This window comes from Tardiphaga sp. (assembly GCF_028290495.1).
Lineage (GTDB): Bacteria > Pseudomonadota > Alphaproteobacteria > Rhizobiales > Xanthobacteraceae > Tardiphaga.
On record NZ_JAQGJT010000004.1, the window covers coordinates 1 to 12,634 of the forward strand.

The window sequence follows — 12,634 nt, forward strand, 5'->3', positions numbered from 1 at the left end:
TGGACTGCTGCCGGTCTCGTGGACAAATCCCAGCCTCACGTTGCGGCGCTCTCGAACGCCTCGGGACTGACGCCGCCCAGATGGCTGTGGCGGCGGGTTCGGTTATAGAACACCTCTATGTAATCGAAGACATCGGCTCGGGCCAGATCCCGGGTTTTGTAGATGCGTTTGCGGATGCGTTCCTTTTTCAAACTGCTGAAGAATGACTCCGCCACAGCGTTATCCCAGCAATTGCCGCGCCGGCTCATACTGGGCTCGAGGTTGTGGGCCTGGCAGAAGCGGCGGAAGTCATCGCTGCCGTATTGACTGCCCTGGTCCGAGTGTACGACCACCCGCCTGTCAGGTTTTCTTCGCCACACAGCCATAAGTAACGCGTCGAGTGCAAGTTCTCGCGAGAGACTGGCGCTCATCGACCAGCCCACGACTCTGCGGGCAAACAGGTCAACTACGACTGCCAGGTACAGCCAGCCCTGCCATGTTCGGATATAGGTGATGTCGGTCACCCAGACGGTGTTGGGCACTTCAACGGTGAACGCGCGTTGCAGATGATTAGGCGCAATGATCGATGGACGACCTGCAATCGCGCGTGGGGCCTTATAGCCACGTATGGCCTTGATCTTGTGTTTGCGCATGAGACGCTCGACACGATGCAGGCCACAGCTTTCGCCAGCCTCTCGCAAGTCGCCAAACACACGCCGCGCGCCGTAGACCCCGCGGCTCGCCAGGTATGATGCACGGATCAGAATGAGCAATCGCGCGTCTTCCCGCGCGTGATCACACACGGACTCGCGCAGCCACGCGTAGAAGCCCGCACGTGCAACACGCAGCACCCGGCACATCAGCGTCACGGCGTATTCATGCCGATGCTCGATCATGAAGCGGTACTTCACTCGGGGTCCCTGGCAAAGTACCGCGCGGCTTTTTTTAGCAGATCACGCTCCTCTTCCACCCGCCGAACCTGCGCGCGCAGGCGCAGAATCTCGCTTTTGGCTTCGAGCAGCTCCTTCGAGTGCTGCTCGGACTTGTCGGGAGAAACGGCCTTGACCCATTTGTACAGACTATGCGCCGAAACGCCCAGGCGGGCTGCCACTTCCGGCACGCTGTAGCCGCGGTCGACGACCTGCTTGACCGCTTCTTCTTTAAATTCCGGGGTAAATCTCTGTGTACTCACAAGCTGCCTCCTATGCTCCAAGGATAGGCTAGGCTTGTCTACCGAAACAGGGGCAGTCCAAGGATAGGCTAGGCTTGTCTACCGAAACAGGGGCAGTCCAAGGATAGGCTAGGCTTGTCTACCGAAACAGGGGCAGTCCAAAACACCTAACTTGGTGTCTTCGGAACCGGGTGCAGCTCACCGGGCGTGGTGACGCGAGCCGGGGCTTAAGGTTCAATGCACAGTCGACTTGGTGCTGCCAGATACAACTATATCGATCTGTCGCTCCATTTCGGGCGAGAGATGCGGGCAGAGCCGGATGAGAGCTTCCGCCAATTCACTGTTGGCCTGATCGTCGTCGTCATCGTCGGTAATTTTGAAGTCATCCACGGCAACATCCACGATACCCGGCACGTCAGGGAAACGTTACGGACCACCCCCGCAATCGTCTGCCCGGTGGCCGACTAGCGGCGGAAAATTGGCTTGCAAGAATTCTCTTCAACGAAAAAACCGCGCTGTTTCCAGCGCGGCTTTTTCTTCAAATGAAAAAGGGGGGGGTGGGTTACTTGGCCATGCCGCCCTTGTTCATTCCGTCTTTCGCCATGCCATCTTTGGCCATACCGTCTTTCTTCATGCCGTCCTTGGCCATACCATTCTTCGTCATGCCGGTCGTGGTGCCGTTGTTCATGCCGCCGGTGGTGGTGCCCTTGTTCATTTCGGTCGATGGGTTGGCCATGCCGGGCTTGTTGGTGTCCTGCTGACCGACCGGGCCGGTGGTCTGTGCGAAAGCGGCACTGGAAACGAGCGAGGCGAAAGCTGCAGCCAGAATAATCTTCTTCATGAAAAGCTCCATTTGGTTGTTTCGTGCTGGAGCAATAGATTGCGTTATGGTCCGTTCCGTCCGCTGGCCGACATATTTCTGAAACCGCCTGACGTGGGGAACGTCAGTCTGCGTCGGGAGTGGCCTCATTTGAAATATGGAGTGACCTAATTCGGCCAGTACCAACAATCGGTATTGGCTGTTTTTAGCCGCGGTCGCCCAGGATGATTTCACCCTGCCTGGTCTGGATTATGATGGCTTCATCAACTCAAGGGGCACAGCGATGACCTCAACCCTTGCGCAAATTGCCGCTACGCTGGCTGGCTTGGCCATATGCGCCACGGCCTTCATCGTTATCGTTACGCCGCGAAGCCCCCTGAAAGGGGTGAGCATCGCGGTTGCCTTCGGCATCGTGGCAGCCCTGCTCATCACGGCGGCACGCAATTTCGGCTGACGAATGTGAGGCCGCCTCCGTGGGGCGCCCCTTTCATACAATGCTCACCAGGTATCGCCGATCAGAGGCGCCGGTCGTACGTCCGGGTCCCGCTCAGCTCAAAAGGTTGGACCGCGGCACTTCGAACAATTCACCGTCGTCCTCGTTCTCGACGACAATGGCGCCATCCTGCGTCTGCGGGCTGCGCACCAGCTCGGTCATCAAATCCCGGGCATGCGCCATCGCCGCGTTGCTGTCGGCGAAACGGATGCCGTCTTCGTCCAGGAGCGTGGCATCGGCGGCCACGAAATGAAAATAAAACAGGGGCACGGGCAACCAACGCCATATCACCGCTATCTTTTGGAACCTGAGGTTGCCAAAAGGAAAGAATTACCGCTAAACCAACTTGGCCTGCGCGTCGATACGGGAATTGTGGCAAAGCGGCGCAAATGGATGTTTTTTTGAGATAGGCGGACCCTGAAGTGCGGGATTTGAAATCCCGCCTTGCGCTCCGCGCCAGTCATTTTACCGGACGCCGTCCCGGCCATCGCGGCAGAACACACCAAGCCGCCAAACACGTTTTGCGGGGGATGAGACGGTAAATTACTGCAGTTTCCGATTGGCGAGGCACCGGTTCGCCCCTATCGTTACAGTAGCACCTTCAAGAAGCAGTAACCTTCAGTTGATATAGCGGTCAGCAGGTCCACAGGCAGCGTCGCTCATGCCCCGGTTCTATTTTCATTTTGTCGCCAAGACCCTGTTGCAGGACGAGTCCGGCGAGACGTTCGCCGACGCCGACAAGGCTATCCTGCACGCCAGGATGCTGGCTTCCGAACTGGCGCAGAACGGTCTGCTGGCCGGCTGCGCAATCGTCGTCGCCAACGAGGCGGAAGACCATCTCCTCGAAGTCCCGCTGACCGCCTGGGTCAGCTAGGCCCGTTCGCCTCGCCGGCGGGCGGTTGCCACAGCGCGCCATCCCCCCTTGCGGCAATCGCGCGGCGATTGCGCATCGCGGCATTTGTTGTCAGCCTGCATCACCTGCCGCTGATCGATGAGAGCCCGCCGATGCATCCTGCCGCCCAATCGCAGCTCGACCGCGTGATCGACGAATACCAGCGCTGGATGGCCGTACCCGAGGATCAACGCTCGCCGGCGCCCGGCTGGTGGTGGGGTCCGGCGATGGCGCTGCACGGCATGGCCGGCAGCATCCCTGCAGGCTGGTCGCAGCGGCTCGGGCTGGCGGAAGGCGCGTCGGCGGCCGACGCTGCGCAACTTTTGCTGGATACGCTGTCCGGGCAGACCCAACTGCCCTGGCCGGAGCAATTTCCGCGCCGCTATGGGCCGATGCCATCCGGCGACGCGGGCGCGCCTCAGACCTAGTTCGTGCCGTTGCCGGTCTTGGTGCGCTTGGCGGGTGCGGGCTTCGGCGCGTCGTTGCGCACGTTGCCCCAGGGATCGCTGACCTTGGCGTCGGGGATCTTGCGCAGCGACTCGCGATAGGCCTTTTCGTTAATCGCGTCCAACTCGCGCTCTTCGGGCGACTTGCTCTTCAATTCCGGGATCAGGTTGATGTTCGGCGCCTGCGCGAAAGCCGGTGCGGCAAACGGTCCGGCTAGCGCGGCGAGCAACGTCGCGGCGCAAAGGATCTTCATTGTATTCATGCGGAGGCTCCTGCGATTTCAGCGGCCTTATACCACCGCCTGCGCCGGCACGCCAAGCCGCGCAGCGCCCCAAGCCGCACAGCAATCCCGGGACACGGAGCATCTTGAAGCGCGCAGCTCGTTCAGAAATGATCCGACTTAGAAATGATCCGACTTGCAGGCTTTCGACGGCGCCATCCAGTCATCCCAGATCGGGCCGCACTTGGTGCAGCCGCTGAGCAGCAGGCCGATCGCCATCACACCGCAGAGCATCGTCAAACGTCGCGCCATGTCCGCCTCCGTCACGAGGTATCATAGCGACATCGGAAATTTGTTTTCAAGTTACCCGGACGCCGGAAGATGCGGCGGTAACATGTGCGTCCAAATGATACCTCCGGGGGTATCCTCACGCCGTGTCGTCAACCGATGCTGAATCGATAGCAGGAAATCCCGGGGGTCGGTTTCAGCGGACGGCAAGCCGGAGCTGCTAGTCTTGGTCAACTTACGGTGTGGGTGAAGTGATGACCGAGATCGACAAACGAACAGCTCCCCGGCAACGCGTGCTGAAACGCGGCATGATCGCCTTCGGCGGCAGCAGCGTCGATTGCACGGTGCGCAATATCTCGATCACCGGCGCGCGCGTAGATGTCGAAAGCCCGGTCGGGCTTCCGCAGACGTTCCTGCTGTTGATCGAAGCCGACCAGTTCGTACGCCGTAGCCGTTCGGTGTGGTTCAAGGACCGCCAGCTCGGCATCGCCTTCGAGTGACGATGCCGCCCTGCTATCGTCCACGACCGCCGTTGCCGCCGCCGAAGCCTCCGCGACCATAACCACCGCCGCCATATCCGCCATAGCCGTATCCGCCGATCGAGATGCCCGGCACCGGCACGTCGTAAACCGGCCCGCGGCGGATCACGACCACCTCGTCGTCAATCTCGCGCATCCGCTGCGCCGGGCTGCGATCGGCGCGCCGGTCCGGATCGGCCTTCTTCTTTTTCTTCGGCTCGACCTTCGGCAGATCGGCCTTGATCGGCGCCACGCCGGGCGCGCCGCACGGACAGCTCGGCGCCAGCAGTGCGACCTTCGTCGGCTGCAACGTCACCGCCGCGACCGGCGTCAGCCGGTTACGGGTGCGGTCTTCGAGCTTCATTGCCGTCGCCGTCAGGTCGCTGTCGGGATAGTTGGCCAGAAATTCGCGGTACGACGCCGCGGTGTTGGTGATGACGGCATTGTTCCACGCCACCATGCGGTAGTGCCGGTCGAGCCATTCGCGGGCCAGCGGGCCAAGCGGCGGCTGCGCATAGAGCACAACAAAGGCCTCATAGGCTTCGACCGAGCCGTCCAACACAATCATCTCGTTGGCCTCTCGCACCGGCTTGCCCTGCAATTCGCGGCGCCATTCCTCGACGGTGCGCTTGGTGACCGGGAGCGGCGCTGCGGCCATCGCGTCAGCGAGCTTGGGATCGGCGACAGAGGCACCAACCGGCTTGCTATCGGCTGGCGTGGCGTCAGCTACACTTGGTGCCGCCACGCTTGCGCCGAAGAAGCGGAAATCACTGACCAGCGATGAGCTTTCCCACGGCGTCTGTCGACCTTCGGTGGCGAGATTGACCGACAGCCGCACGCGCTTGAGCGCATCCTCGATCGGCAGGTTCGCTTCGCGGCCGGCCTTCAGCAGCGCCGCGGTATAGGGGCTGTTGGCGCCGTTACCGTCCTCCGCTTCCGCGCCGGGCGACGTGGAAAACGACAGCAGCGTGCCGGCGGTGCCCAGCCTGACATCGACTTGGGCCAAGCCGCGGCCGATGGACTTGTTGATACCGGGGAACGGATTGTTGCGGCAGGCATCGAGCAGGATGATGCGTGTGCGCGATGGCACCGAGGTCAGCGTGTTGATGATATCGTTGAGCCGCACCGCCTGTAGCGGAATATCGGCCTCGCGCTTCGGATCGACGTCGACCGGTATCAGATAGTTCTTGCCGTCGACCTGCAGCCCGTGGCCGGCGTAGAACACCAGCGACACCGTGTCCGGCCCCTTCGCCGCGACAGAAGCGGCGAATTCGCCGATCCGCGCGCGCAACTCATTCTGCGAGAGATCGGAGGCCGACTGCACCTCGAAGCCGGCATCGCCGAGCATCTGCGCCATCGCCTTCGCATCATTGACCGGATTGGGCAGCGGCGTCACCGCACGATAGGCGGACTGGCCGATCACCAGCGCGATACGGTTTTCCGCAACGGCGGGCGCGCTGAGCAGGAGGGCTGCGGCAACCAGTGCCGGAGGGAGCACGAAACGGGCCATCGAACGATCCTTCCAACGCCATTGCCAGGCTGTGCGGCCACAGCGATCGGATCAGAACGATCTTTCACCGGCAATGCGACGGCCTGCCGCTACCGTATCGGTAGCGCCCGGCACGCGCCGGGTTCAACGCCCGGCACGGAGGATCGCTATTTCTTTTTCGCGGGAGCTGCCGGTGCTGGTGCCACGCCGCCCCACGGATCGTATTTTTCCTTGGGCTCGGGGATCCGTTCCATCGCGGCCTTGTAGGCCTTCTCATCGACCTTCGGTTTCTCCGGGCCCTTCGGCGCCTCGCCGCCACCGCCGCGCTTGTTGCCCATCTGCGCCGACGCCGGCATAGCCAGGATCGCCGCGGCCACCGCCGTCACCGCCGCCAGTCTGATTGTCCATTTCAACATCGCTTTGTCCTCCCGCCGCCTTGATAGCCCGGCGTTCGGGCTTTTTCCTAGCCCCAATCATGGCCGCATCGCGACGAACGCCGACAGGTGCATGGTAAAGGAATGGTTACCCGTTTCGATCAAACTGTTCGCAGACGACAACCGGCTGTCAGGCAATTTGCTCTAGCCTGCCCGGCAACACGAGGATCCGGAACGTGGTTGAGGAGACAGCAACGGCATCAATCGGGCGCGGCGCCAGCCGCGCCGACGGCGAACGGCGCGATGCGTTGCCGCTACTGACGACGATTGCCGCCGATGCATGGCGGAGGCTGGCCACCCGCGCCATCGAGCCTAACGGTTACTACCTGCCGGACTGGGAACTGGCGGTGAACGCCAGCGCCACCGGCCGCACCGGCGTGTCGGCGCTAGCCGCCTGGTCCGCGTCCCCCTCGCCGAGGCTGATCGGCCTGCTGCCGGTGATTTCCGGCTGGCGTGCTTTTCGGCTGCCGCTGCCGTTTCTGGTCAGCGCCTCGCCCTACGGCACCTTGACCACGCCGCTACTCGAACGCAACGACGCGCCCGAAGCCTTGACCGCGCTGCTCGACCAGGCCCGCCGCGCCGGCGCCCACACGTTGTTGCTGCGCGACATGGCGCTGGACGGCGCGGCGATGGCCACCCTCACCGCGGTGCTCGCCTCCCGTGGCCTTGCGCCCTGCCTTCTGCAACCCCGCCGGCGTGCCAGTCTCGATGCGACGCGCGACGCCGACGAAGTGCTGCACGACGGGCTCGGCGCCAAAAAGCTGAAGGAGTTGCGCCGCCAGCGCCACCGGCTCGCCGAGCACGGCGACGTGGTTTTCACCGTGGCGCGCAGCCCGGCCGAGGTCGCCGCCGCGCTGGAGATCTTCCTGGTGCTGGAAGCCGGTGGCTGGAAGGGCAAGCGCGGCACGGCTCTGTCGCAGGACACCGGCGACGCCGCCTTCATCCGCCGCGCCGTCCCCGGGCTGGCCGAAGCCGCGCAGTGTGAGATCATCACGCTGCACGCGGGCAGGACGCCGATCGCCGCGGGAATCGTGCTGCGGCATCTCGACCGCGCGTTTTATTTCAAGATCGGCATCGACGAGCGCTTCGCGAAATTCTCGCCGGGCGTACAGCTCACCCTCGATCTGACCCGCCACCTCTGCGCCGATCCCGGCATCAGGAGCGCCGATTCCACCGCCGCCCCCGGCCACCCGATGATCGACCCGATCTGGCGCGGGCGACTGACGATCAGCGATGTGCTGATCCCGCTCCGATCAGGCCATCCTGCCGTTGCCATGATTCACGCCGTGCTCAGGCTGCGACAGTCAGCCATCGACGGCTTGCGGCGGGTGGCGCAGAAGCTGCGCGGGTAGACGGCCGCTATTCGGCCGCGACCGCGTTCACTTCGGCCGAGACCTGCCGGATTGCGCGCGCCAGCTGATCGGCAGGCTGTGCACCGGAGACCGCGTATTTGCCGGCGAACACATAGGTCGGCACACCGGAGATGCCCTTGTCGGATGCCTCTTTGGCATCCGCCGATATCCGTTCGACGTCCTCGTCGGTCGCCAGCCGGCGGCGGATATCCTCGGCATCGAGGCCGACATCGGCGGCGGCCTGCACCAGCGTCTCGCTCAATGTCAGATCGCCGCCATCGCGAAAGTACAATTCCATCAAGCGCTGCTTGACCGCGGCAGACTTGCCGGACGCATCCGCCCACAGGATCAAACGGTGACAATCAATCGTGTTGGGCTGCCGCTTCACCGTTTCCGGCCGGTAGCTCAGCCCCTCCTCGCCGGCCGCGGCGACGACGCGCTGCGCGATGCCCTTGTAGGCCTCGACCGAGCCGAACTTGGTCTCCAGGTAGCTATCGCGGGAGATGCCCTCGCGCGGAATCCAGGGATTGAGGAAGAACGGCCGCCAGTGCACCTCGACGGGGATTTCTGGCGCCAGCGCCAGCGCATCCTCGATGCGCTTCTTGCCGATATAGCACCACGGACACACTACGTCGGAGACGATGTCGATCTGAAGCGGCTTGACGGCACTCATGGCAGGCTCCCTTGCAAGAAGCCACAGATAGGCCGCCCACAGCGCCCCGGCAAGATACCTAGCGGGCCACGCGCGCCTTCGCGCCGGCCTTCTTCTTGGCAGGGGTCTTCTTCGCAGTCTTCCCGGTGGGCTTTTTGGCTAACTTCCTGGCCGCGGCCTTCTTCGGCGCCGCCTTCTTGGGAGCCTTGGCAGAAACCTTGGCAGAAACCTTGACGGCCTTGCCGTTCTTCAGGAGCTTCGCCTTTTCCGCCTTGCGCTCGGCCTTACGTTCGACCTTGGCCTTCAGCGCGGCCTTCTCGGCGCGGGCTTCAGCCTTCTTCTTCGCGCGCTTCTTCTCGCAGGACTCACACTTGCAGCCGATCGGCTTCAGGTAGGCCTTGAAGTACTCGGTGCCGTAATCGTACTTGATCTCGTCGCCCGCCTCGATCTTCCTGACCGAGCGGATGATGACGCGCTTCTTGCGCGGATTGACGTCGGATTCCGCATTCGGCTTGCAGGAATGGTTGATGTAGCGCGCCACGTTCTTGCGCACCGAACCATCGATCGTCCAGCGGTCATTCAGCTGGAACAGATACTTGTTCTCGATCGCGTCGTGCTTCTTGTTCTTGGAATCCAGCAGCGGACCGAAGTAGCGGATGATCTTGGTGCCCTTCTTGATGGGCTGGGTGGCGAACAGGCCGAGGCCGGTGCTGGAGCGGCCAACGCGGTAGGACTTGCTGGACAGAACGGGCATGATGAGGGCACTGACGCTAAGGGACAACGATACGGAATGAGCTTTGTAAAGCGATTCCACCGGCAATGTCAGCCGCAGGGGTGAACCTTCCCCAGCTTGTGCGTGTCCCAAGGGTATCTTCCCGATACAGGACGCCGCCCGATGCCACGCTTGCGCTTCCCCACCCGGTCTGTCCTGTCATGGCTGTGCGGCGCCGCCATCGTCGCGCTGTCGTCTCAGTCCCACGCCGGCGGCGTCACCAGCACCTATAGCACCACCGCCAGCAAGGATTGCCGCAAGCTCTCCAGCCTCCGGATCGACGACAGTGACTATGCCCTGGAGTACGCCTGCCGCGGCCCAGCCGGCCTGACGGTGCTGAAAAACGAGAACGACCTGCGCGAGACGGTGTCGATCGGTCGCAACGCAAAGGCGGCCGCGCAGCAGCCAGCCGCCGCGCAGGGCTTCGGCCCATTCAACTCGACCACCGACACTGCGGAATGGCGCATGGCCGCCGACGGCAAGCCGTTCGCGATGATCCAGCGCTGGCACATCGCCGACAACGACGATCCCGGCAAGGACGGCCGGCCCAGGACCAAACAATTGCTGGTGGTGACGCGGCTGCCGCCTGGTGCCGTCTGCCATACCGCCTATATCGACGTGACGGCGAACCCGGACGCCAATGCGCTGGCGCGTCAGGCCGCCGACGAGGGCGCGCAAGCGTTTACTTGCGACCGCGACAAGATCAGCATTGCCGGCAATCCCGGGCGCGCGACGGCGCTGGTGCTGCCCAAATAATTTACGCCCACGAATGCACCCGCGTCAGGGCTTATGGTTGGGCGAAGCCAGCATCTCCACGAACAGCATTTCCGGCGTGGTGCCCGCAGGCAAGCGCCGCAGCATGTCGCATAATCGCCCGTCAAGCAGCAGCATCGAAAATCCGTGAACCACCGACCACGCCCGGGCGATCTGCGCGGCCTGTGCCAGCGTCATCGGCGCTGTCGCGGCAGCACCGATGCCTTGCGCCCCAACCGACGCTGCCAACCCGCCAAACGCCGCATCGGCGGCGTCCCGCAGGGATGGCCGCGTCATATCGAGACGATCGGCACGGAACATCAGGGTGAACATCCCCGGCCATGTCCGCGCGAATGACAGATAGGCCCCGGCACGCGCAAGCGCCGCCTGCGCCGGCGTCGCCGCATCCATTTGCGCTGCCTCCGCATGGGCATGGAAGCGCTGAAACCCGACAGCGGCCAGCTCGCTCAAAAGCCCGGTAAGATCGCCGAAATGATGCGTCGGCGCCGCATGGGACACCCCCGCCTCGCGCGCTACCGCCCGCAATGTCAGGCCGGGCAATCCCGCGCTCTCCAGCAGACTTTCCGCTGCCTTGAGGAGTGCCCCCGGCAGGTCGCCGTGATGATAGGGCGCGGGCGTCGCAGCCTTCCGCGCCGGGCTTTTGGCTTTTACTGGCGCGGTTCGCGATGGCGCGGGCTTGCGCGGCGCGGCCTTTGCGGCCGTTGCCTTCGCAGATGCGGTTTTCCGGGAGGTGTTCATGCCCCGACAATAACAGCGCATATTTACACTGTAAAGATTCGCTTGACGGAAGCTGCGCGCCATGGCTCACTCATCTTTCCAACGTAAAGATGATGCCACAGGGAGAGACCCGATGTCGCTGATGTCAGCTGTTGAGCCCGCAAAGAACAATCTTGGTCCGATTCCGATGGAGTGCGACGCGCCGTTCCTTGCGATCACCGGCGAACTGCCGCGCGAGTTGAACGGCACGCTGTATCGCAACGGCCCCAATCCGCAGTTCGACGTGCCCGGCGCGCACTGGTTCGTCGGCGACGGCATGCTGCACGCTTTCCATCTGGAAAACGGCCGCGCCAGCTATCGCAACCGCTGGGTCCGCACCGCGAAATGGCAGGCCGAGCACGACGCTGGCCGCGCCATCTTCAGCGGCTTTGGCGGACGCAGGCTTCCGGGCGCACCGGACACGCCCGTGTATGACAGCGGCGTTGCCAACACCAATATCGTGTTTCACGCCGGTCGCCTGCTGGCGCTGGAAGAAGGTCATCTGCCCACCGAGATCGCGCGCGATACGCTGAAAACGCTCGGCCATGTCAACTATGATGACCGCATCAAAGGCCCGTTCACCGCGCATCCGAAGATTGATCCCGTTACCGGCGAGATGAATTTCTTCGGCTACAATGCATCCGGCCCTTTCACGCCGACGATCTCGTTCGGCAGTGTCAATGCGGCCGGCGTGGTGACGAAGTTTGAGCGGTTCGATGCGCCCTATGCCAGCATGGTGCACGACTTCATCGTCACGGAAAATCATCTGCTATTCCCGATCCTCCCGATTACCGGGAGTATGGACCGCGCCATGAAGGGCCGCCCGCCCTATGCCTGGGAGCCGGACAAGGGCTCCTATGTCGGTGTGATGAAGCGTGGTGGCTCAGCCGCTGATATCAGATGGTTTCGCGGCGAGGCCTGCTACGTGTTCCACGTCATGAATGCGTGGGAAGAAGGCGACCGCATCATCGCCGATGTGATGCAGTTTGAAGAAGCGCCGCTGTTCACGCATCCCGATGGCTCGCCGACCAGTCCGGAAAAATCCCGCGCCCGGCTCTGCCGCTGGACGTTTGATCTCGCGGGCAATACCGACGCCTTCACCCGCAGTTATCTCGATGATATCACCGGCGAGTTTCCGCGCATTGATGAGCGCCGCGGCGGCATCACAAGCAATCACGGCTGGTATGCCTGCGCTAATCCGGGCCTGCCGATGTTTGGGGCGCTGTCCGGCATTGTGCATGTCGATGGCCGGGGCAAAAAGCTCGGGCAATATCTGCTGCCGACCGGTGATACCATTTCCGAGCCGGTGTTTGTGGAACGCGGCGCTGACGCAGCTGAAGGCGATGGCTGGCTGCTGGCGGTGGTGTGGCGGGCAAAGCAGAACCGCAGCGACCTTGCGGTTTTCAACGCCGCTGACATCGCATCCGGCCCGGCGGCACTGGTGCACCTCGCGCACCGCATCCCCGATGGCTTCCACGGCAACTGGGTTGGTCTGGACTAACCGAGCCGAGACTAATGTTGACGGTGTAAAGATTGCGCTTGACGAAACCACACGCCTCGCGCTACCATCTTTACAC

Annotated in this window: 19 protein-coding genes; 9 read left to right on the forward strand and 10 right to left on the reverse strand. The window is 63.1% G+C overall.

The window, feature by feature from the left end; genetic code table 11:
* Positions 1-35: 35 nt before the first annotated feature.
* A protein-coding gene (locus JWQ24_RS00115) for an IS3 family transposase (RefSeq protein ID WP_299802915.1) occupies positions 36-1,171 on the reverse strand; the annotation gives its coding sequence in 2 pieces (ribosomal slippage) (positions 36-919 and positions 919-1,171; 1,137 coding nt in all).
* A gap of 216 nt (positions 1,172-1,387) precedes the next feature.
* Between JWQ24_RS00115 and JWQ24_RS00120 the strand changes: the two genes are divergently transcribed.
* Entirely contained in the window at positions 1,388-1,618 is a 231-nt protein-coding gene (locus tag JWQ24_RS00120) for a hypothetical protein (protein ID WP_299802917.1), read from the forward strand.
* A gap of 94 nt (positions 1,619-1,712) precedes the next feature.
* On the opposite strand, the gene JWQ24_RS00125 is transcribed toward JWQ24_RS00120, so the two are convergent.
* A complete protein-coding gene (locus JWQ24_RS00125) occupies positions 1,713-1,991 on the reverse strand; it encodes a hypothetical protein (RefSeq protein WP_299802919.1) in 279 nt (92 codons plus the stop codon).
* A 262-nt stretch (positions 1,992-2,253) separates the two neighbouring features.
* Here JWQ24_RS00125 and JWQ24_RS00130 point away from each other — a divergent pair, with 262 nt between their 5' ends.
* Complete coding sequence (locus tag JWQ24_RS00130) at positions 2,254-2,424, forward strand: hypothetical protein (protein WP_299802921.1); 171 nt, start codon at positions 2,254-2,256, stop codon at positions 2,422-2,424.
* Between the two features lie 93 nt (positions 2,425-2,517).
* Here JWQ24_RS00130 and JWQ24_RS00135 read toward each other — a convergent pair whose 3' ends face one another.
* Positions 2,518-2,709, reverse strand: coding sequence for a hypothetical protein (locus JWQ24_RS00135; protein WP_299802923.1), 192 nt, complete (start codon positions 2,707-2,709; stop codon positions 2,518-2,520).
* A 3-nt stretch (positions 2,710-2,712) separates the two neighbouring features.
* On the opposite strand from JWQ24_RS00135, the gene JWQ24_RS00140 reads away from it, so the two are divergent.
* The 3 genes from JWQ24_RS00140 (at position 2,713) to JWQ24_RS00150 (ending at position 3,783) form a co-directional block, all read left to right on the forward strand.
* Positions 2,713-2,868 (forward strand): hypothetical protein, encoded by a 156-nt coding sequence (locus tag JWQ24_RS00140; protein WP_299802925.1) that lies wholly within the window; start codon positions 2,713-2,715, stop codon positions 2,866-2,868.
* Positions 2,869-3,124: 256 nt separating this feature from the next.
* A complete protein-coding gene (locus JWQ24_RS00145) occupies positions 3,125-3,337 on the forward strand; it encodes a hypothetical protein (RefSeq protein ID WP_299802927.1) in 213 nt (70 codons plus the stop codon).
* Between the two features lie 68 nt (positions 3,338-3,405).
* Positions 3,406-3,783: a hypothetical protein gene (locus JWQ24_RS00150; protein ID WP_299802929.1), complete on the forward strand. Its 378-nt coding sequence runs from the start codon at positions 3,406-3,408 to the stop codon at positions 3,781-3,783.
* Here the strand turns inward: JWQ24_RS00150 and JWQ24_RS00155 are convergent.
* Entirely contained in the window at positions 3,780-4,055 is a 276-nt protein-coding gene (locus tag JWQ24_RS00155) for a hypothetical protein (RefSeq protein WP_299802991.1), read from the reverse strand. The two genes, JWQ24_RS00150 and JWQ24_RS00155, sit on opposite strands and share 4 nt — an antisense overlap.
* A gap of 147 nt (positions 4,056-4,202) precedes the next feature.
* On the reverse strand, positions 4,203-4,334 hold the full coding sequence (locus tag JWQ24_RS00160) for a peptidylprolyl isomerase (RefSeq protein WP_299802931.1): 132 nt from the start codon (positions 4,332-4,334) through the stop codon (positions 4,203-4,205).
* 230 nt (positions 4,335-4,564) lie between these two features.
* On the opposite strand from JWQ24_RS00160, the gene JWQ24_RS00165 reads away from it, so the two are divergent.
* Positions 4,565-4,810, forward strand: coding sequence for a PilZ domain-containing protein (locus JWQ24_RS00165; RefSeq protein ID WP_299802933.1), 246 nt, complete (start codon positions 4,565-4,567; stop codon positions 4,808-4,810).
* 13 nt (positions 4,811-4,823) lie between these two features.
* On the opposite strand, the gene JWQ24_RS00170 is transcribed toward JWQ24_RS00165, so the two are convergent.
* Positions 4,824-6,338: a caspase family protein gene (locus tag JWQ24_RS00170; RefSeq protein WP_299802935.1), complete on the reverse strand. Its 1,515-nt coding sequence runs from the start codon at positions 6,336-6,338 to the stop codon at positions 4,824-4,826.
* Between the two features lie 146 nt (positions 6,339-6,484).
* Positions 6,485-6,733: a hypothetical protein gene (locus JWQ24_RS00175; protein ID WP_299802995.1), complete on the reverse strand. Its 249-nt coding sequence runs from the start codon at positions 6,731-6,733 to the stop codon at positions 6,485-6,487.
* 221 nt (positions 6,734-6,954) lie between these two features.
* On the opposite strand from JWQ24_RS00175, the gene JWQ24_RS00180 reads away from it, so the two are divergent.
* The gene (locus JWQ24_RS00180) at positions 6,955-8,103 is read left to right on the forward strand and encodes a GNAT family N-acetyltransferase (protein ID WP_299802992.1); all 1,149 of its coding nucleotides are present in this window, start codon (positions 6,955-6,957) and stop codon (positions 8,101-8,103) included.
* 7 nt (positions 8,104-8,110) lie between these two features.
* On the opposite strand, the gene JWQ24_RS00185 is transcribed toward JWQ24_RS00180, so the two are convergent.
* Together JWQ24_RS00185 and JWQ24_RS00190 are read right to left on the reverse strand one after the other, a co-directional pair.
* Positions 8,111-8,776, reverse strand: a complete 666-nt coding sequence (locus JWQ24_RS00185) for a DsbA family oxidoreductase (RefSeq protein WP_299802937.1) — start codon at positions 8,774-8,776, stop codon at positions 8,111-8,113.
* A 58-nt stretch (positions 8,777-8,834) separates the two neighbouring features.
* Positions 8,835-9,509, reverse strand: a complete 675-nt coding sequence (locus JWQ24_RS00190; protein ID WP_299802939.1) for an SET domain-containing protein — start codon at positions 9,507-9,509, stop codon at positions 8,835-8,837.
* Between the two features lie 141 nt (positions 9,510-9,650).
* Between JWQ24_RS00190 and JWQ24_RS00195 the strand changes: the two genes are divergently transcribed.
* Entirely contained in the window at positions 9,651-10,283 is a 633-nt protein-coding gene (locus JWQ24_RS00195) for a hypothetical protein (protein ID WP_299802941.1), read from the forward strand.
* Between the two features lie 24 nt (positions 10,284-10,307).
* Here JWQ24_RS00195 and JWQ24_RS00200 read toward each other — a convergent pair whose 3' ends face one another.
* Complete coding sequence (locus JWQ24_RS00200; protein ID WP_299802943.1) at positions 10,308-11,039, reverse strand: TetR/AcrR family transcriptional regulator; 732 nt, start codon at positions 11,037-11,039, stop codon at positions 10,308-10,310.
* Between the two features lie 112 nt (positions 11,040-11,151).
* Between JWQ24_RS00200 and JWQ24_RS00205 the strand changes: the two genes are divergently transcribed.
* A complete protein-coding gene (locus JWQ24_RS00205; RefSeq protein ID WP_299802945.1) occupies positions 11,152-12,558 on the forward strand; it encodes a carotenoid oxygenase family protein in 1,407 nt (468 codons plus the stop codon).
* Positions 12,559-12,634: the final 76 nt, after the last annotated feature.